An 18,857-nucleotide genomic window follows, 5' to 3' on the forward strand; every position below is an offset into this window, starting at 1 on the left:
TTGCGCCTCGACGTCGACGCGACGAGCGAGCGTCCGGCCACCGCCCGGCGCCGGGCGGTGGCCGAAGAAGTGCCAAGGCTGAGGTGCGGTGGGGCGGACGATCGCGGCGTGTGGACGGTCGGCGGGTTTGGCCGCTCAACCCACCTCGGTCTGGACGCGGATCGCCGCTCGCGCGGAGAGTTGCTCCCACTGCTGCGACAGTCCGCGACTGAGGCGGGCCACCAGCGGGAGGCAGTGCGGTGGAAGAGCGTTGATGATGTCGTGGTCGGAGACGAGGCTGAGTTGTTGATGCAGCATGCGCAGCAGGGTGCGCCCGGCCTCGGTGTAGCGCACGGACGGATCCTTGGCGAGGTTCTCCAGCGCCAACGCGGTGACGTCCCGGCTCGGCTCGGGCGCGCCGGGCGCCTCCTTGACCGCGGACAGTGCCGGTGCCGGCGACGGTGAACCCGCCGCACCTTCGTTCTGTTTGCGGCGTATGGTGCGGACCGTGTTCGGTGAGACGCCGGCCAACCGGGCGATTTCCCGCAGCGAAGCATCAGGTCGTTCGGCCAGGAGCGCGACGACAGCTTTCCGGCCGGCGTCGGCGTCTGTCGGCCGGACCCGTCCGTCCCGGCCGGTCCGCTCGGCCGGCATCGGCTGGCCGCTGCGCTGCCTCAATGTGCTGATCGTCTTGGCCGACAGCCCGGTGGCGCGGCCGAGTGACCGGTCCGACCAATGCGCGAACATCTCCAGCAGACGTTCGGCCGCCGCCCGGCGGTCGGCCAGGGTCAGCGGCAGGCCGTGCTTGATGTTGCTCGTGACGCTGCGCAGGAAGGCCATCTGGTCGTCGTCGTCGAGCATCAGCGCGTGAATCGAGTCCGCACCACGGAGCAGTGCCGCCTGCAGACGATGCATCCCGTCGATGACGCGCATGGTGCTGCGCTGCACCAGGATCGGCGGGTGCTGGAGTTCGGACTGGGCCAACAGCTGTACGTGCGTCTCGTCGACCCCGTGCCGGCGGGGGCCCTGACCGGGCAGGAGCGACCGGATCGGTACCGATACGGCCTCCTGCTGGCTTCCTTCGGTCCAGCTCTCCACAACCTGCAGCGGATCGTTGGCGTCGATCAACCTGTCCTCCCCGTGAACAGCTGCTGATGCCTCGCTGACCGGCTCTTCGTGGGCTCAGTCGTCGCCTCTCGTGAGTGGAACCGGTCCGATAAATCAGAGAACAACTTGTCGGAAATTTCGGGCTCCGGTGATGCTGCTGGTAATGGGCCGATCCTGAGTGCTCTGGCGGCCCGCGGCATGTGCAACTGTAGCTTCTGACCGCTTGCACAGGTGCCCCGTGGCACCCGGAAATTTCTCGGATTCAATGCGTCGACGCTCTTTTCCCTGCTTGGCGGTCGGTCTCGCTGTGGTGTAGGGCAGGGGGTCACCTACGCGGTCGCGGGTGGCATGCCGTGCGACCCGGTGTCGCGTGCGCAGCTGCGGAACCGCATCACTGCCGCGCCGGGATTCTCGGTGCCTTTCCGTAACTTCCGGGAGTGAGAGGGCCATGGCGACCTGGGCGCCGCCTACCGGTTCGAGAGCGACTGCGGCCTGCTGTCGTCGCGTGCCCGGGCACCCGGGCCGCGAGGCGGTCCACGTCGCTGATCAGTCCTGTACATCCCCTGCCCTCGAGACGAACCGGTGCGGGCGCATGCCGACCCGGCAGCCACGAAGCGCCTCGACGACAACGGCGTCGGAAGGAGCGCTGGTCTCGCGGCCGCTCTGAGGACTGGCCACCATCGCCACCAGGGAAGCCTCACCACCGGGAGTCTCAACCGCAAGTCGTAGGGTCATGCCCGGAAGCGCCGCATGCAGGCGTGCCGCCGTGGTGGGTAGGTGGATCCAGCTGTGGTCGATCTTGACCCAGTCGTCCGTCGCGCGGAACGACACGACGCCGGTCTCCGCGACGAGAGCGTCCGCGCTGAGCTCCGGTCGCAGGACCGCGGTGACGAGAATCGACTCGAACGCACGCAACCACTGCTCCGCCTCGGCGGGAGCGACATAGGCGGTGTCGACGAGCATCAGCACTTCGAGTATGTCGTCGCGGCGGTCCAGGTAGCAGAAGAGGGTGCTCGTGCTGCACTGGTCGCCGCCCAGCCACCGGACGGAGGTCCTGGCCGCTTCCTCCCGTATCCGCGCGGCGTTCGGTGCCTCCGCGGGGAGCGGCACGAACAGTCGGCTGTTGAGCCAGTAGGAGAGATCCAGCGGGAAGCCGCGCCGCTTCTCGACGCGCTCGCGCACCTCCATCAGGCCTCGGTGCGGGAAGCGCCCGGTCAGTGTCGCGTGGTGGATGGCGCCGGCGGATCGCCGCAGCAGTGCGTCGAAGTCGGCGTCGTCGATCGCCACGCAGGTGGGAACGTCCTGGGTGAGGCAACCCACCACGGCAGCCGTGTCCCGACCGGCCCGGTTGCTGACGCACACCTGGAGGTGGGCCCGGCTCAGCCCGCTGACGTGGGCCAGCACGAGGGAGAGGGCCGCGTGGCCGACCGCCGTCTCGCTGACCCCGTGCCGCTTGGCCAGGTGACTCAGGCACCACGCGCCGGCTGACGTCTGCATCACCACGTACCGATAGCGGGGATGCAACGGCTCGACCGGGAGCCGGGGCAGCATGCTCTGAGGCATGCGTGCAAGGCTCCGTTCGTGCCGGAGCAGCGCACGGGCCCCTTCCCGCCGGCCGGCCTCACTGCTCTCCCAGTGGCTGACATCGACGGGGTGGATCGCCGACGGCTCGCCGTCGGAGAAGTCAGCCTGGAGGACGTGGCGGAGGTGCCAGGTCATCCAGTGAGCGCCGAGGTAGTCCGACGCGAGATGGTTGATGGCCAGCAGGACGAAGGCCGGGCCACTCCGATCGGTCAGGATGCCCACGCGAACGGGGAGGTCGTCGGCCCCGAACGGGGTGCCCGCCAGCTCGGCTGCCGATTCGAGAGCCGATGTGAAGGTGGCTGTCACGGCGGTGATCACCGCGACGTGCAGGACTCCCTCGGTTGTGACCCTTTGCTGTGCGGAGGGCGCGTCCGGCTCGAACAGGGTTCGCGCGGACTCGCAGGCCTCGACCATTCCTCTGATGGCGGACGCGACCTCGTCGGCTTTCAGACCCGGCTTGATCCGGTGAGCGAACTTGAGGTTGAGTGAGGCGTTGTTCGGCTGGAGATCCGCCATCAGTTGCGCCATCCTCTGCTGTCCCCAGGTCAGATCGGCGGTTCGCCCGGACGGCGCACGAAAACGAATTTCCAATTTTTCTCCGTCCCGCAGTGACATCTTCTCCGTTGAACAGGACACCGAAAACAATTCGATTCAGAGAGAGGCTTGCGTCGAAGGCTATCGCTGGCATCCGTGCAGGGCAAGGTGGTTGGCGCGGCGATGGAAATGGTGCATGCTCGTCCGGTGACATTGATCCAAGTCGCAGGACTGCGTAAGGTCTTCCGCAAGCCGGAGAAGGCGCCGGGGCTACGCGGTTCCCTCCGGCACCTGCTCCAGCGTAGATTCTCCGAGCACGTCGCTGTGGACGGCATCGATCTGTCTGTGGCACAGGGCGAGGCAGTGGCCTACGTCGGTCCGAACGGCGCCGGCAAGTCCACCACGGTGAAGATGCTTTCCGGGATCCTGGTCCCGACCGCTGGACAGGTCCTCGTCGACGGCTTGGTGCCGTACCGGGCGAGGGTGGAGAACGCGCGACGCGTCGGCGTCGTCTTCGGGCAGCGAACGCAGCTGTGGTGGGACCTGCCCGTACGTGACTCGCTCGAACTGCTGCGGGACATGCACGGTCTGGGCGCCGCGCGGTACCGGGAGACACTGGCCCGCCTCGACGACGTCCTCGGCTTGGCCGACCTTCTCCCGGTGGTCGCCCGTAAGTTGTCGCTGGGGCAACGCATGCGGGCCGACCTCGCCGCGGCGCTGCTCCACGAACCGCGGATCGTCTACCTGGACGAGCCGACGATCGGCTTGGACATCGCGGTGAAGGACCGGGTGCGTTCCTTCGTGCGTCGGCTGGTGGCGGACGGGACGACGGTCATGCTCACCACCCACGACCTCGCCGACATCGAGGACATCTGCCGGCGCATCGTGATCATCGACGCGGGACGTGTGGTGTACGACGGTGACCTGCAGTCGGTGAAGGACACCCATGTCCGCGAGCGGTCGATGTCCTTCGAGCTGGCCGCCGGCTTGGCGGGCGTCGATCGGATCGCCGCGCGACTGCCGGGCGCTCAGGTCCGCGCGGGGTCGGACGACCGCGAGCTCACGGTCACCTTCGACCGGATGACGCTCGGCGCGCGAGAGGTGCTGGCGGCAGTGCTCGCCGAGGCGGAGATCGTCGACATGCACATCGACGAGCCGGCCATCGAGACGGTCGTCCGGAAGGTGTACGCGGGGCAGTTGCGGCCCGAGCCCGGCGGCGGGGTCGATCGGGAGACCGTGTCATGACATTCGTGACCGCCGGTGCGGTGCCGTTGCCGGCTGATACCCGATCACGCCGGATACGTGCCTATCGGAGCATGGCCCGGATGGCGCTGAAGAGCCTTCTCGCCTATCAGACGAGCTTCCTCTTCGGCATGCTGGCCTCGGCGTTCGGCGTCCTGTCCATGCTGTACCTGTGGCGCTCGGCACTCGCCGCCGGCCCTCGGCAAGGATTCGACTGGCCGCAGATGAAGGCGTACCTGTTGGTGGCGTTCGTCGTCGGTTCGCTGGTGTCCAGCTATACCGACTATCGAATGGCCAATCGCATCCAGCAGGGCGACGTGGCCATGGACCTGGTTCGGCCGGTCGACTACCAGTGGTCGCGCCTGGCCGAGAGCGTCGGGTTCGCCGTCTACGAAGCCGGCACGGCGATCGTGGTCGTCCTGGCAGCCGCCGCGATCTTCGGCGGCATGTCGCCGCCGGACCGGGACACCGTGCCGCTGTTCATCCTGTCCGCCTTGCTGGTGCTGCCCCTGCGGTTCGGAATCGTGTACCTGAGCGGTCTGCTCGTCTTCTGGACACAGAACTACGTGGGTGTGCAGGCCGCCCGGATCGCCCTGATCACGCTGTTCTCCGGGGCACTCGTACCGCTGGCCTTCCTGCCCGAGTGGATGCGGGTCATCGCCACGTACCTGCCGTTCGTCGGAATGGCGTCGACCCCGGCGCTGCTCTACACCGGCTCACTGGACGGCAGCGACGCGACGACCGCCGTGCTGGTGCAGGCGGCCTGGGCGGTCGCGCTGTGGTGGTTGGCGCGGTTGATGTGGTCGGCCGCCGCTCGGAAGCTGACGGTCCATGGTGGCTGAAGTACGACGAGCGCTGTGGCTCTACCGCCGTCTGCTCGGTGCCCAGGTGCGCGCCACTCTCCAGTACGAGGCCGACTTCTGGATCATGAGCCTGTCGGCAGTTCTCGTGCAGGCCGTCGGCGTGGTCTTCCTGTGGGCGATCTTCCGGAGCATCCCGGAGATCAACGGCTGGCAGTTCTGGGAAGTCGTGCTCATCTACGCGCTGGTGGTCGTCGCGGAAGGGCTGAGCGTGCTGGTCGCGCAGGGAGCCTGGACTCTCGCGGTGACTGTCAACTTCGGACAGCTGGACGCGATGCTGTTGCGGCCCTATCCACCGGTCCTCCAGGTGCTCAGCTCCGCGGTGGGAATGAACGGACTGGGCAATCTCGTCCTCGGCACCGGTCTGCTGATCGCCGCGGTGCGGCACGTCGACGTCAGTTGGAACGTCGGTCGCGTCGCGCTCGGGCTGCTGCTCGTGGTTGCGGCGGCCGGTGTGAAGATCGGGCTCAACCTCCTCACGAACTGCGCCGCCTTCTGGTTGCGTTCCCCGTACTCCATGTTCGCGTTCTCCATGCACAGCTTCGGGGAACTGGCTCGTTTTCCGGTCACCATCTACGGCCTTGGGGTCCGGATCACCCTTACCGTCGTCCTGCCCTATGCGTTCATGAGCTTCTTCCCCGCCGCGGCTGTCCTCGCGCACGGGCCGGCTCGTTGGCTGGGGCTGCTGACGCCGGTCGTCGCCCTCTACTGCCTGTGGATCGGGACGACCGTCTTCCGGCACGGGCTCTCACGATATGAAAGCTCCGGTCACTGATGTGCGAACACATCGGCCGCCACGCCGATTCCGTCGTCCAGTCTCTCGGAGCCCTCGGATGAGTCTCCTCGGAGGGCTGCGGGACGTCGTGCCGACTCCACCCGAGCACCGGGTGTGGATCAGCAGGGCCGAGGCGCTGGACACCTTGCGGTGTACGCCTGAGGAACTGGCGCAACTGGTTGCCGCCGGCCTCGTGGAGGAGGACGGCCGACACGACTACTGCGACGTGTGGAACGTGGGCCTGCTCAGCGGCACCGGACGCAGCAGTCCGGAGCGGATCATGATCTTCTTCGCGAGGATGCTGAAGTCGTACGGCGCGGACTGGGTCTCCGCGCGGGCCTACGAGATCGTCGGCTGGGCCCAGTGTCCCCGCGCGGAGCACTGCCCGTCGTCCGAGTGGAGCGCGCCTGTCCTACCGGACGTGCAGTGGCAGCATGAAGAGATCCAGGCCGGCAGGGCGGAGTGGCGCGGCAGGGTCGAACTGACCGGGAACACCGCCACGGTGCGAGACCCGAGGGTGCGGGAGGTCTGGGACGACCTGCTGCGGCGGTACCGCTTCCACTTCACACCCATGACCCTGTCCTCCGATGTCGCCGGCACCAGGCACCGGGGCGTCGGCGACTGCGACTCGCTGTGCCAGGTACTGATGTCTGAACTGCTGGACCGTGGTGTGGCGGCCGAGCAGGAGTCGGGTTACATCTTCGGAGGCGCACGCCTGGGCCTGCATTCCTGGGTACGGCTCGTGGACGCCGACGGGGAGGTCAAGATTCTCGACCCGGCCATGGCCCTGTTGTCCGACCTCTTCTTCACGCCCGAGTACAAGGCGTTCTGCTGCGGGTCCGGCAGTAACCGGGTGCTACGTCGCGCGAGTCGCGAGGGCATGTTCGCGGCTCATCCGTGCGTCACCGAAGACGGCAGGATCTTCTACGAGTTCACGCTCCGGTCGATCCGCCCCGGTCGGGCGCCGGGCCCGCGGTGCAGTGAGGGAGCAGGATGAACGGTCCTGAGGTGGAAGTCGCAGACCATGACGGGACGCGCGGCGGAGCGGGGGCCGCTGCCGTCGGTCGTCCGGTCGTCATCGACGGCCGGTCTCCGCCGCTCACCTCGCACGACCTGCACGCTGACGTTCTCGGCCTGCGACGTCGCGTACCCCGGGGTGCGACCGTGGCCCTGGTGGGGCAGAGTTCCCGCCTGGTCGCCTCAGCCATCGTCGCACTCGAGGGCTGGGCCGCCCGGGTCGAGTTCGTGGGTGACCTGAGTCCGACCGTAGGCTCGGCGGAGGCGGTGGTCCTGCGCGAGGCCGGGGATGATGCCCCAGCTGCCGCCTACGCATCCCACGGCGAACTGTCGGCCGGGGACGCGAGCACCGACGTGCGTACGCTCTGGCGTGTCTTCTCCTCAGGCACGACGGGGACGCCCACCCCGACCGACCACAGTCTCGACTCGCTGACGCGGCGGATTCGCCCGGTACGCCCGGCGCGGAATCCCGGCGACCGCGAGCAGCGGCGGTGGGGTCTCCTGTTCTCTCCTACCCGGATGGCGGGCATCCAGGTCGTCCTCCAGGCGATCCACGGCGACACCCTGGTGGACGCCCACCACGCCGCCGGGCTCGACGAGCGCCTCCAACTGTTCGCCGGAGCCGGCATCGACGCACTGTCCGCGACTCCGACGATGTGGCGGATGATTCTGCGCAGCAGGGCCTGTGACGACCTCCGGCTGCAACAGATCACGCTGGGTGGTGAGATCGCGACACAGTCGCTGATCAATGCGTTGCGGCGGCGGTTCGATGCGCGCGTCACGCATGTCTACGCGTCCACCGAGGCCGGTGCCGCCTTCTCGGTGAGCGACGGCAGGGAAGGTTTCCCCCGGCATTTTCTCGAGCCGGCTCCCGGCCGTGTGGCACTGGAGATCCGCGACGGCATCCTGTTCGTCCGGGCGCCGGGAAGCAGCACGGCGCAGCCGGACGGATTCGTCTGCACGGGCGACCTCGTCGAGCCTCGCGGTGACCGGGTCTACTTCGTCGGCCGGAAGTCGCAGACGGTGAACGTCGGAGGGGACAAGGTCTCGCCGGAGCGGGTCGAGGAGCTGATCCGGCGGCATCCCGCAGTACATGATGCCGTGGTGACGCCCAGGCGCAGCCCGATCACGGGCTGGATCCTGACCGCCCGGGTTGTGCCTTCGCCTCTCGGCAGTGGGCTCGACCCCGACGAACTGCAGTCGGCGCTGCGGTCATTCGTCGCCGACCATCTGCCCCGGTCGCATACTCCTGCCTCGATCACCGCGGTAACCGAGTTCTTCTTGTCGCCCACCGGAAAGGTCAGCAGAGCGTGAACGAGGCGGAATCCCGCGGCGACTGTCCGTACGCGGTAGTGACCGGAACCAGCAGTGGCCTGGGGCGGGCGGTGGCCCGGCGGCTCGGCAGCGACGGATACCGGGTGGTGGGCCTGGCCCGCCGCGAGGTCGAGCCGGAGGAGGTGGGTCCGGGCTATGTCCACGTCCGTGCCGACCTGAGTGATCTGGAGTCCTTGCCCGGCCTGGCACGCGCAATCGTGGAGGCGCACGGCGCCCCCTACGCGCTGGTGAACAACGCCGCTCGCGGCACCGACGGTCTCCTGCCGCTGGTGAAGGACAGAACCATCTGGGAAACAGTGCAACTCGATCTTGTGTCGCCGATGGTTCTGACGAAGCATCTTGTCCGCTCGATGATCTCAGCGGGCCGGGGACGCGTGGTCAACGTCTCCTCGATCGTTGCCTCGACGGGATTCCGCGGTCTGTCCGTCTACGGGGCGGCGAAAGCGGGTTTGGAGGGGTTCACCCGTTCGCTGGCCCGCGACGTAGGGCGGCGCGGCGTGACGGTCAATGCGGTGGCGCCGGGCTTCCTTGACACCGAGATGACCGGCGCCCTGGGGGCGGAGAGCCAGGCGCGCATCAAGGGGCGCAGTCCGATCGGCCGGTTCGCACGTCTCGACGAAGTGGCCGCCGCAGTGACCTACCTTCTTTCCCCGGATGCCGCCGGTGTGACCGGAACGCTGATCACCGTGGACGGCGGCTCCACCGCATGAGGCCCGGACCGGAAATGTGGACGGACAAACACGTAGGGAAGGTGGCGCAGTGCTCGAGCGGGAACGTGTAGCGGAGATCGTTCTTCGTGAAGTGGTCAAGCTGATCAAAGAGGAAGGGGGCGAGGACGGCGAGGTCAGCCTGCAGAGCGGCCTGGCCGACAGCGGCTTGGACAGTCTCGCCTTCGCCGTCCTCGTTACGCGGCTCGAACAGTCGATGGGATTTGATCCCTTCCTCGCGTTGGAGGACGAGATCTTCCCCCGGACGGTGGGGGAGTTGGTGGAGGTCTACGTCGGCAATCAAATGGAGAGCGTCCCACCTCACAGGTGATGACTGCCGCTCCCCGGCAGGTTGGACGACTTCCCAAGGGCGCCCATCGGCGCGCCGTCGTCACGGGCGACGGCCGGGCTACTCGGTGTCGCCGTCGCGGAGGTGGTCCAACTCGGCGAGGTACATCGCCTGCAGGCGGTCGTGGTGCCGGACCAGCAGCCGGACCTCCTCGGCGCTGTAGCCCTCGACGAGCCGTTCCGCCCGCTCGGCGAAACGCTCGTACGGCCGCTCCAGGTCGGCGATCCGCTCCGGCCGTATGGTGACGACGACCCGCCGCCGGTCTGCCGGGTCGCGCTCGGCTGTCACGTAACCGGCCTGCTGGAGCCGGCGGAGCATGCTGGTGACCGCACCGGTGGTGAGGCTGGTCCGCTCGGCGATCTGCCCCGCGGTGGCGGAGCCGATGTCCGCCAGGTAGTCCAGGCACTCCAGGTCGCTCACGGCGAGGCCCAGCCGCTCCGCGATGGCGTACCGGAACACCATGGACAGCCGCGACGTCTCCCGCCCGGCGCGCATGAGGTCGGTGATCGCGGAGGCGCGGGCCGGATCGTGGGACATGCGGGCAATCATGCCTCCGGCACGGTGACCCGGTGCAGCCGAGGTAGCACGCGGGTCAGCACCCAGTGTGGCGCGGCCGCGCCCCCGGTGAGGCGGCGCATCAGTCCGGAGGCGGTGTCGACGGCGCGGAAGGCGTAGTCCGTCATCTCGTCCTGGTAGGCGGCGATCGCCTCCTCCGCCGAGGTGGCGCCCGCCCGCGCCTCGACCAGCCGGCGGCCGAGCAGGGCGGCGTCGCGGAGCGCGGTGTTGCCGCCGTGGGCGCCGAACGGTGGCATGACGTGTACGGCGTCACCCATAATCGTGGCCCGTGGCACCGCCCACCGGTGCGGCCGTCGGCCGGTGGCGAAGAGGTTGAGCACCGTGGCGTCCAGCTCGGCGGTGTCGACCAGGCGCCGGATGAGCGGATGGAAGTCCGTACTCAATCGGTCGGCCAGTTTCCACAGCGCCAGCAGGTTCCCGCGGACGTCGGCCGGCAGTTCCTCCTGCCGGAGCAGCAGGCCCCACATGACGTAGTCGTCGCCGCTGGGCGCGTAGTTGCCCGGGGCCAGGCGTGCGAACGCCGCCTGCGGGCTCTCGCCGAACCGCATGGAGGTGAAGAAGAAGGCGCTGCCGGGCCGGTCGGCGATGGCCAGGACCCCGCTGGTACGCAGTGCGTCGGGGATGACGCTCTCGCCGTTGCGCAGCAGGGGAGAGCGGCCGTAGATGCCCGCCATCGAGGTGTTCGCCGGGTCCGCGTCCGGCATGAGCTGTGGTCGCAGGGCCGAGCCGACGCCGTCCGCGCCCACCACGACGGTTGCCGCGGCGGCCTCGCCGTCGGAGAACCGCAGTCGAAGCCCTGCCGGGCCGCCGCTCTCCACCGCGACGGCGTCCTTGCCGTAGTGGATGCGCCCGTTCAACCCGGACTGCAGGATCGACCGCAGGGTCAGCCGGTCGACCTGGCGGGTCGCGCCCGGCTCGTCCTTGAACGTGATGGTGAAGGCGTCCCGCAGCCGGCTGTTGGTGAAGCGCAGGTGACCGCCGGGCTCGTCGCCGGTGGCCAGCGCCAGGTGGTAGAGCGAGCGGGGCAGGCTCTCGCGAAGCGCCTCCAGCCCGTACCGGTCGAGAATGATCCGGTAACCCTGCCGCCGGATGAAGGGGCCCGGGTCCCGCTCGTAGACGTGCACGTCGATGCCGGCGCGCGTCAGGTACTGGGCGAGGCAGAGGCCGGAGAGGCCGGCGCCGGCGATCGCCACCGAGAAGTCCGTCGATGTGCTCATGCAATTACCTTAATCATTAAGATAATTTGGGCAAGGGTCACTGTGAACAGTCACCTTGGACGGATACTCAAGTTGGTTGTATATTCGGCTCATGGGATCGGCTTCGCGTCCCGCGCTACGGGAACCGTCGTACTTCGTCCTCGCCGCTCTGCTCGGCGGGCCGCTCCACGGCTATGCCGTGATCAAGCGGGTCAAAGAGCTGTCCGACGGGCGGGTGACCCTCGCCGCCGGGTCGCTGTACTCCGTGATCGACCGGCTGCTCGGCGAGGGCCTCGTCACCGCCGACGGTGAGGAGATCGTCAACGGGCGTGCCCGTCGCTACTACCGGCTCACCGACGAGGGCTGTCTCGTACTCACCGAAGAGGCCGACCGGCTCGCCCAGGCCGCCCGGGTGGTCATGGATCGCCTGCCGCGCCGGGTCCAATCGCAGGCAAGTGCCCGTCACCCTTCTACCGCGAGGATCAGACCAGCATGAGTTCCGATGTCCTGGAGAAGCGCTACCGGATGCTGCTGCGGGCCTACCCCGCCGACTACCGCCGCGAACGCGCCGACGAGCTGATCGACACGCTGATCGGCGACGAACCCACCACCCGCCGCTGGCCCAGCGCCCGGGAGGCGGCCTCGCTCGTCCGGGGCGGCCTGCGGGTGTACGGCGGCGGCACCGCGCCCCGGCCCACCGCCGTGCTGTTCTGGCAGGGCATCCACCTCGGCGCCCTCGCGGTGCTGGCGCTGGGTGTCCTCATCGGCCTGGACGACATCGTCGAGGCGTTCCAGTTCGGCGGACTCTCGGACCCTCTGACCGTCCTGCGGAATCAGGGCATCCACGAGATCGTGCTGATCGCCGCGCTGGTGGCGCTCGTCGCGGGCCGCGCCCGTACCGCCGCCGTTCTGGCGGTGACCGCGGCGGTGGTGCCGACCGTGATCTCGCAGTACCTGTTCCTCAACGGCCTGCCGCAGTGGTGGGCGCCGGTCGTCGCCGCGCCGCTGATCGTGCTGGGGCTGCGGCGCCCGGCGGACGTGCCGCCGGCGCCCCGGGCCAACGCCGTCCTGGTCACCGCCGGCATCCTCGCCCTGCATCTCATCCCCGCGGGCGGCCTCCGCATGGCCGACGCCGGTCCGCGGATCGTCGTCGCCGTCATGGTCGTCGCCGGGATTGCCGCATTCCTGTGGGTGGCCACGGCCGACCAGCGGCTGCTGATCGCCGTCGTCCCCACCCTCCTGCTGGGTACGCTCCACCAGTTGGACAACAGCGGGTTGACGGGGGAGTTGCTGCGCCGGCCGGACGCCCTGCCGTCCCTGGTCGTCGCGGTCCTGATGGCTGTCGTCGCGATCGTGTCGACCCGGCAGCGGCAGCGCACCCGAGCCTGACCAACTCGCGGGTGGTCCACAACGGCGGCCGGCAGGGATCTGTAGCCGACTGTGGCACACGGCCACCGCACGTTCATCGGCGGTCCTCAGACCATCGATGAACGTGCGGTGGCCGTCCTCATGGCTCGCCACACCCAACGCCGAAGTCGAGCGACGCCGGAGTTCTACGGCTTGCCTGTCAGTACAAGGTGCCCATCCCGGTAAGATCACCGCTTCGCTTGACTCGCTTATTCACTCCCGTGCCGAGCGTCGGGAACATCACCGGATAAGAGCTGCCCGTGTAGTGCGCCAAGCCAAAGCCGTGCCCAGCCTCATGCGTGGCAACGGAGATGAGGTCGAAACGCCCCGCAGGGACAGTCCCGGAAAGGCCGGTGAACCAGTTCGTGACCCGGTTGTTGAATGCTATGTCGACCTCCACCCTGAGGCCGGAGCCGTCGACCCACGAGTAGGTGGCTCCCAAGATGTCCGGATCAAATCCGGCCCATCCGACTACATTTCCGTTGTCCCTCGTTCCCCACGTGTAGCGGGTGGTTGACCCTCGATAGTCGGCGAAGGCGAACGTGTAGTACGTGCCGCATGCGGAAGAAGTGTCAGTTATGAATTGGAAGCCGTACTTGATGGCTTGAAGCGCGTCCGAGGCCGGCTGCGACCGGCTGTTGTAGGTCCACGGAAACACAGATTGCTGCCATACGCCGCCGCTGAAGTTGTATTCGTAGGAGCTTCCGCAGTACGCAGGCACAGCTGCGAGCCCAGATGACTGAGTCTTCGCTGCCCCGGCTGATTCTGGGTGCTTGGTGGCTGGTTCTGCGCGTTTGGCGAGGATGCGCTTGAGAGCGCCCGCTGTGGCAGTGGATCCAAGCGCGGGCGTCTCGTCGATCTGCAACGCCAGCTGACCGTCGGTCGCCCGATAGACAGAAGCAGCGCTCGGGCCCGTCGAGCCGGGCGTCCGCAGAACCTGCACGATGGCGACCATGCCTGGCTCCGGAACTGCAACCTCGAGACCCTCGGCGACTCGGACGACGGTGTCCGAAGCCAATTGGCAAGAAGTGCCGACCGACTTGATCTCGCTTGGTGACAAGGTTGAGCTGCATGGAATCTCGGCAGCGAACGACGGCGTCGTCGGCATCAAAGCGACCGCAGGCATCAAAGCGGTTAATGCGATTACGGTGCCAACTGACCTACTACGGCCTTCTTTTCGAGCCATGGAACACCCAACCCCCGTTGAGAGACATAGTCTTAAATTTTTGGATGTCTGGACACTGTACGAGGCCGGATTCCCTTAGTCAAGATTCAGGTCCTTCGCCCGTGCGCGACAACTGGACAGGACGAGGCAGCAGGAAGCTCCTCAGTGCGGAAATTACGTCTGGTCGATCATGTGTCTACGCAGGAGCTTCAGCGTGACGCTCCTGATAACCCCGTACGCGATGAGGCCGCCGCCTCCACCTGCCTTCGGGCGGACGGAGGCGGCGGCCTCTTTGGTCGTTTCCGCGCCGGCTGCCGCAGCATGCCCGCGCGCCATCTCCGAGCGGCGGGCGCGTAGCTGGTCGACGTGGGCGGCGACGATCGCAGCCACCCGGCTCCTGCGGCGCGCCAGCTGGCACCACCAGGTTCCGGTCCGGGTCGGCGCCGCCGGTTGAGCTACTGGATCACCGCAGCGCGCTGAAGAAGGCGCGCAGGTCGGCAGCGAGCAGGTCGGGCTCTTCCTGGGCGAAGAAGTGGCCGCCGACGCTGGGCTCGCGCCAGTGGGCGAGGTTGGCGTAGGTGCGTTCGGCGAACGACCGGGGCAGGCCGGCATCCTCCACGCTGACCGTGATACCGGCGGGCACGTCGATGATCGGCAGCGGTGGGGCCAGGTGGTCGTCACGGTAGGGTCGGAAGGACGTGCCGATGCAGTTGGTGACCCAGTACAGCATCACGGTGGTCAGCAGTTCGTCGAAGCCGAACCGGCGCGAGATGTGGCCGCCGCAGTCGCTCCAGCGCTGGTACTTCTCGATGATCCATGCGGCCAGTCCGGACGGCGAGTCGCTCAGTGCGGCCGCAAGGGTGTCGGGCCGTGTTTCCTGGAGGATGCCGTAGCCCCAGTCATCCTGGGCCTTCGCGTCGAGCATGGCGACGAACGCCTCCTCGGCTGGGCTGAGGTCGCCCCTGCGGTCCGCCGGCGGGAACTTGATGTGCTGCGAGAAGACCCCGATGACCCGATCTGCGTGACGGGCGCCGAGCCACGTCGACACGCCGGACCCGATGTCGCCACCGTAGGCGCCGAAGCGGTCGTAGCCCAGACGGGTCATCAGCTCAGCCCACACGTCCGCGACAGCCGGCTCGGTCGTCGGGCCCTCGGCGAGTGGTCCGGAGAAGACGAAGCCCGGCAGGCTCGGTATGACGAGGTCGAAGTCTGTGAGCCGGGACACCAGGGGCAGCATCTCCGTGTACGTGCTGGGCCAGCCATGGGTCAGGATCAGCGCCGTGGCGTCGGGCGATGCCGAGCGGACATGAACGAAGTGGACCGGCGTGCCCCGGACCGTGGTGACGAACTGAGGGTGCCGATTGAGGGCACGCTCGACCGCACGCCAGTCGAATCCGTCGAGCCAGTACCGCACCAGATCTGCCAGGTACGCAGGGTCGGTGCCGGCGGCCCACGGCTCTCCTGGGGCGGCCGGCGCGAGCCTTGTCCGCGAGAGCCGAGCCCGCAGGTCGTCCAGGACGGCTTCGGGCACATCGATGTGGAAGGGCGTCACCTGATCATGATTCCATCGCAAGGAGTCACTCGGCAGCCGCCCGAATGGGCAGGCTGCAGACTCGATCTCCGATCCGGGCGAGACATCCCCGACACCGAGGTCCTCGTCGACGGCTACGCCTACGGCTCGTTGTCCATGACGGCCTACACCCTGGGCATGTCCTGTCCACCGGCTGCCGGCCGGGGCGGATCCCCGCAGCCACCGCCCGGGCTGCCGCCGGACGGCTCCAACATCTGCGGAAGCGCCGGCTGCTCGGTGGCACCACCGATGAAGCCGACCTGCATCAGCAGCGCGAACACGGTCAGCGCCGGGGCGGGCCGGTCCGCGAAGTCCGCTGCGTCAACTCGGTTGTGTGCCGCTGCCCCGGCCTGGCAGCCTGGCTGCCTCGATCTGACGAGAGGCGGCCATGACGCGGACCTTCCTGCAGCCGGACGATCTGCACGACCTCGTGTCGGACCAGTTCGGCTCCGACCGGCGGCTCGTTGCCCTGGACCGGCTGACGGGCGGCACCAAGAAGGGCGTCTACCGGCTCCGGCTGGACGACCGGACAACAGTGATGCTGTACGTGTGGGCCGCGGACGAGAACTACTGGCCCCCGTCACCGACCGTCCCGGACGACCCGTTCACCGATGCGTCGGGCGCGGATCTCTTCGCCGCCGGTCACGCGGCGCTCACCGCGGCAGGAGTGCGTGTCCCGCATCTTATGATGATCGACCGGGACGGCCGCTACCTCGAGGCCGACATCGCGCTTGTCGAAGACGCCGGCGCGCTGCGGCTGGAGGCGGTGCTGGAACACGATCCGGCCACCGCCGCCGCCCCGCTGGCCGCGCTCGGTGACGCCCTGCGCCGGATGCACACCGCCTTCGGACCGCACTACGGCAAGGTCGCGGCCGTCGCGCGAGGTGAGGCGTCCCAGACGCGGCGCGCGGAGGACGTTGTCGTCGACCGGGCGCTCGGCCACCTCGACGCGGCAGCGGCCCGCGACGCCCGGCTGGCCGACGCCCATCACCGGATCGCCGCCCACGTACGCCACCTCAGGAGCGCGGTCACCCCGCGCGTGGAGTACGGGCTGGTGCACGGTGAACTCGGCCCGGATCACGTGCTCGTCACGCCGGCCGGCGAGGCCGTCATGATCGATTTCGAGGGGCTGACGTACTTCGATGTCGAATGGGATCATGCCTGGCTGCAGATGCGCTTCGGCGAAGCGTATTCGGCGCTGCGTCCGGTCGATCTCGATCCCCACCGGCTGGAGCTCTACCGGTACGCGCAGACGTTGTCCTTGATCGAAGGGCCACTGCGGATCGCGGACACCGACTTCCCGGACCGGAAGTGGATGCTCGACCTGGCCGAGTGGAACATCACCAAGGCGCTCGCCGCGACCTGACGGCAGCCTCAGTCGGCCGGACCGACGTGTGCCGCGAGCAGGCGCCACCCCTCGTTTTTGTCGAGGATCCATGTGCGCGTGTAGCGGACCCGGGCGAGAAACGGCTCGCCGGCGAGGGTGCCCTCCACGGTGCCGAGGAACCACGTCACACCGGTGCCGCCGGCCACGAGGACCGCCAGGTGCTCCTCGTCCACCCGGGTCATCGTCTGCTGCCCGGATCGGTGCACGTGCAGGTCGTCCTGCTTGGAGTAGAGGCGGCCGTCCGGCCCGGTGAACACGAGCCGGTCATCGATCAACCGATCCAGCGCCGCGACGTCGGAGGACAGTTGAGCACGTTGAAGACGCCGTTCGGCGGCGCGTAGAGCTTCGACGCCGGGGAGATCCGCGCCGCCGTTCCCCGTGGGGTGATCATCGGTGTCCATCGACGACAACGTAACAGCGATTATCCGGGAGCGCTGACCGCCTGTACTGGTCAGCGGGGACGGCGGGTTCGCCGGTCAGCGCTTGGCGACGGTGAGCAGCACCGCCGAGTCCTCGAGCGCCTCCAGCGTGTGCCGGCGGTCCGGCACGATCAGCAGATCGCCGGGTGCGCCGTCCCAGGACGTCTCGCCGGCGCCGAGCCGGACCCGGCCGTGCAGCACGTGGACGGTGGCCTCGCCGGGGTTCTCGTGCTCGCCGAGCGCCTGGCCGGCGGTCAGCGCGATCACCGTCTGGCGGAGCCTGTGCTCGTGGCCGCCGTAGACGGTGGAGCTGCTGCGGCCGTTGGGCGCGGCGTGCGCGAGCTTCAGCTGTTCGCGGGCCAGTGCGGTCAGGGATGCCTTCTGCACGAGGGTCACCTGCTCACGGCATGGTGGCTTTCGGGGCGCCCTTGCCCGGGTCGATCCGGGTCGGACCGGCGGCCGAGGGTCGGATGTCGAAGTCGAAGATCTCGGTGGGCAGGTAGACGGTCGCGCAGGAGTTGGGGATGTCCACCACGCCGGAGAGCCGGCCCTCGATCGGTGCGGCGCCGAGCAGCAGGTACGCCTGTTCCGGCTGGTAGCCGAAGCGGGTCAGGTAGTCGATGGCGTGCAGGCACGCGCGCTGGTAGGCGAGCTGCGAGTCGAGGTACCGCTGTTCGCCGTCGAGGGTGACCGAGAGCCCGGAGAAGGCCAGCCACTGGGAGTACTGCGGCGGCGTGTCACCCGGCATGAAGATCGTGTTCTCGGCGACGCCGTACGTCTGCATGCCGTTCTTGATCAGGTCGACGTGCAGGTCGACGAAGCCGCCCATCTCGATGGCGCCGCAGAAGGTGATCTCTCCGTCGCCCTGGGAGAAGTGCAGGTCGCCGAGGGACAGGTTGGCTCCCGGCACGTACACGGGGTAGAAGACCCGGCTGCCGACGGTGAAGTTCTTGATGTCCTGGTTCCCGCCGTTCTCCCGAGGCGGCGCGGTTCGCGCCGCCTCCGCGGCCACCCGGTCGAAGTCGGCGCCGGTGAGGCTGCCGAGGATCGCGTCCTGCGGCTCGGGGGGCAGGGCCAGGGGCGGCACCCGGTCGGGTGCGGTGGCGATCAGCGCCCCCTCCCGCTGGTTCCAGGTCGCGAGCAGCGACGCGGACGGGGCGGTGCCCATCAGTCCCGGGTGGGCGATCCCGGTGAACGAGACCCCGGGGATGTGCCGGGAGGTGGCCTTGCGGCCGGTGAAGTCCCAGACCGCCTTGTACGCGTCGGGGAACTGTTCGGTGAGGAAGCCGCCGCCGTTGCCGGTGGGGAAGATGCCCGTGTAACCCCAGCCCTGACCGGCCAGCGGACCGGACTCCTGCGGGATCGGGCCCATGTCGAGGATGTCGACCATGAGCAGGTCGCCCGGCTCGGCGCCCTCGACGGCGAACGGGCCGCTGAGCGCGTGGACCCGGGTCAGCGGAGCGTCCCGGATGTCCTCGGCGGAGTCGTCGTTGTGGATCGCGCCGTCGAACCACTCGCGGCAGTGGACGCGGAACGACTGTCCGGGCCGTACCGTCGCCACGGGCGGGATGTCGGGATGCCAGCGGTTGTGCCCGACCTTCTCCTGGTCGGTGAACCTCTTCGTGGAGTCGAGGGGGAACAGCAGTTC

Annotated in this window: 20 protein-coding genes; 10 read left to right on the forward strand and 10 right to left on the reverse strand. The window is 68.5% G+C overall.

The window, feature by feature from the left end:
- Positions 1-135 precede the first annotated feature (135 nt).
- Together KBX39_RS00630 and KBX39_RS00635 are read right to left on the reverse strand one after the other, a co-directional pair.
- Positions 136-1,107, reverse strand: coding sequence for a ParB/RepB/Spo0J family partition protein (locus KBX39_RS00630; protein WP_210868689.1), 972 nt, complete (start codon positions 1,105-1,107; stop codon positions 136-138).
- 525 nt (positions 1,108-1,632) lie between these two features.
- On the reverse strand, positions 1,633-3,285 hold the full coding sequence (locus KBX39_RS00635) for a condensation domain-containing protein (RefSeq protein ID WP_210868691.1): 1,653 nt from the start codon (positions 3,283-3,285) through the stop codon (positions 1,633-1,635).
- 75 nt (positions 3,286-3,360) lie between these two features.
- Here KBX39_RS00635 and KBX39_RS00640 point away from each other — a divergent pair, with 75 nt between their 5' ends.
- Genes KBX39_RS00640 through KBX39_RS00670 form a run of 7 tightly spaced genes read left to right on the forward strand, consistent with a single transcriptional unit; the run spans position 3,361 to position 9,471 of the window.
- Positions 3,361-4,449 carry an ATP-binding cassette domain-containing protein gene (locus KBX39_RS00640; protein WP_312245201.1) on the forward strand — a complete coding sequence of 363 codons (1,089 nt, stop codon included), beginning with the start codon at positions 3,361-3,363 and terminating at the stop codon, positions 4,447-4,449.
- Positions 4,450-4,454: 5 nt separating this feature from the next.
- A complete protein-coding gene (locus tag KBX39_RS00645; protein ID WP_307851547.1) occupies positions 4,455-5,288 on the forward strand; it encodes an ABC-2 family transporter protein in 834 nt (277 codons plus the stop codon).
- Entirely contained in the window at positions 5,278-6,081 is an 804-nt protein-coding gene (locus KBX39_RS00650) for an ABC transporter permease (protein ID WP_210868693.1), read from the forward strand. The genes KBX39_RS00645 and KBX39_RS00650 overlap by 11 nt, the downstream gene beginning before the upstream one ends.
- Before the next feature lie 58 nt (positions 6,082-6,139).
- Positions 6,140-7,078, forward strand: coding sequence for a hypothetical protein (locus KBX39_RS00655; RefSeq protein ID WP_210868695.1), 939 nt, complete (start codon positions 6,140-6,142; stop codon positions 7,076-7,078).
- Positions 7,075-8,412: an AMP-binding protein gene (locus KBX39_RS00660; protein WP_210868697.1), complete on the forward strand. Its 1,338-nt coding sequence runs from the start codon at positions 7,075-7,077 to the stop codon at positions 8,410-8,412. Before KBX39_RS00655 ends, KBX39_RS00660 begins: the two co-directional genes overlap by 4 nt.
- Positions 8,409-9,143: an SDR family NAD(P)-dependent oxidoreductase gene (locus KBX39_RS00665; RefSeq protein ID WP_069087888.1), complete on the forward strand. Its 735-nt coding sequence runs from the start codon at positions 8,409-8,411 to the stop codon at positions 9,141-9,143. The genes KBX39_RS00660 and KBX39_RS00665 overlap by 4 nt, the downstream gene beginning before the upstream one ends.
- A gap of 49 nt (positions 9,144-9,192) precedes the next feature.
- Positions 9,193-9,471: a phosphopantetheine-binding protein gene (locus tag KBX39_RS00670; RefSeq protein ID WP_051611113.1), complete on the forward strand. Its 279-nt coding sequence runs from the start codon at positions 9,193-9,195 to the stop codon at positions 9,469-9,471.
- A 78-nt stretch (positions 9,472-9,549) separates the two neighbouring features.
- Here KBX39_RS00670 and KBX39_RS00675 read toward each other — a convergent pair whose 3' ends face one another.
- The gene (locus KBX39_RS00675) at positions 9,550-10,026 is read right to left on the reverse strand and encodes a MarR family transcriptional regulator (RefSeq protein WP_231915556.1); all 477 of its coding nucleotides are present in this window, start codon (positions 10,024-10,026) and stop codon (positions 9,550-9,552) included.
- 8 nt (positions 10,027-10,034) lie between these two features.
- Positions 10,035-11,282, reverse strand: a complete 1,248-nt coding sequence (locus tag KBX39_RS00680) for an NAD(P)/FAD-dependent oxidoreductase (RefSeq protein WP_210868699.1) — start codon at positions 11,280-11,282, stop codon at positions 10,035-10,037.
- A gap of 91 nt (positions 11,283-11,373) precedes the next feature.
- Between KBX39_RS00680 and KBX39_RS00685 the strand changes: the two genes are divergently transcribed.
- Both KBX39_RS00685 and KBX39_RS00690 read left to right on the forward strand, forming a co-directional pair.
- On the forward strand, positions 11,374-11,757 hold the full coding sequence (locus tag KBX39_RS00685; RefSeq protein ID WP_043325311.1) for a PadR family transcriptional regulator: 384 nt from the start codon (positions 11,374-11,376) through the stop codon (positions 11,755-11,757).
- A complete protein-coding gene (locus KBX39_RS00690) occupies positions 11,754-12,650 on the forward strand; it encodes a hypothetical protein (RefSeq protein WP_210868701.1) in 897 nt (298 codons plus the stop codon). Before KBX39_RS00685 ends, KBX39_RS00690 begins: the two co-directional genes overlap by 4 nt.
- 178 nt (positions 12,651-12,828) lie before the next feature.
- On the opposite strand, the gene KBX39_RS00695 is transcribed toward KBX39_RS00690, so the two are convergent.
- From KBX39_RS00695 to KBX39_RS00705, 3 genes are all read right to left on the reverse strand, one after another.
- Positions 12,829-13,776, reverse strand: coding sequence for a matrixin family metalloprotease (locus KBX39_RS00695; protein ID WP_124778781.1), 948 nt, complete (start codon positions 13,774-13,776; stop codon positions 12,829-12,831).
- 231 nt (positions 13,777-14,007) lie between these two features.
- On the reverse strand, positions 14,008-14,223 hold the full coding sequence (locus KBX39_RS00700) for a hypothetical protein (protein ID WP_166457144.1): 216 nt from the start codon (positions 14,221-14,223) through the stop codon (positions 14,008-14,010).
- Positions 14,224-14,296: 73 nt separating this feature from the next.
- Positions 14,297-15,385 carry an epoxide hydrolase family protein gene (locus tag KBX39_RS00705; RefSeq protein ID WP_210868703.1) on the reverse strand — a complete coding sequence of 363 codons (1,089 nt, stop codon included), beginning with the start codon at positions 15,383-15,385 and terminating at the stop codon, positions 14,297-14,299.
- A gap of 406 nt (positions 15,386-15,791) precedes the next feature.
- Here KBX39_RS00705 and KBX39_RS00710 point away from each other — a divergent pair, with 406 nt between their 5' ends.
- Complete coding sequence (locus tag KBX39_RS00710) at positions 15,792-16,769, forward strand: phosphotransferase family protein (protein WP_210868706.1); 978 nt, start codon at positions 15,792-15,794, stop codon at positions 16,767-16,769.
- A gap of 8 nt (positions 16,770-16,777) precedes the next feature.
- Here KBX39_RS00710 and KBX39_RS00715 read toward each other — a convergent pair whose 3' ends face one another.
- From KBX39_RS00715 to fmdA, 3 genes are all read right to left on the reverse strand, one after another.
- Entirely contained in the window at positions 16,778-17,191 is a 414-nt protein-coding gene (locus KBX39_RS00715; protein ID WP_209964135.1) for a nuclear transport factor 2 family protein, read from the reverse strand.
- Positions 17,192-17,266: 75 nt separating this feature from the next.
- A complete protein-coding gene (locus tag KBX39_RS00720; protein ID WP_210868708.1) occupies positions 17,267-17,596 on the reverse strand; it encodes a cupin domain-containing protein in 330 nt (109 codons plus the stop codon).
- 13 nt (positions 17,597-17,609) lie between these two features.
- Positions 17,610-18,857: formamidase (fmdA, locus tag KBX39_RS00725; protein ID WP_210868710.1), on the reverse strand; the 1,248-nt coding region annotated here is incomplete at its 5' end.

This window comes from Micromonospora sp. D75 (genome assembly GCF_018070405.1).
GTDB classification, from domain to species: Bacteria; Actinomycetota; Actinomycetes; order Mycobacteriales; family Micromonosporaceae; genus Micromonospora; species Micromonospora chalcea.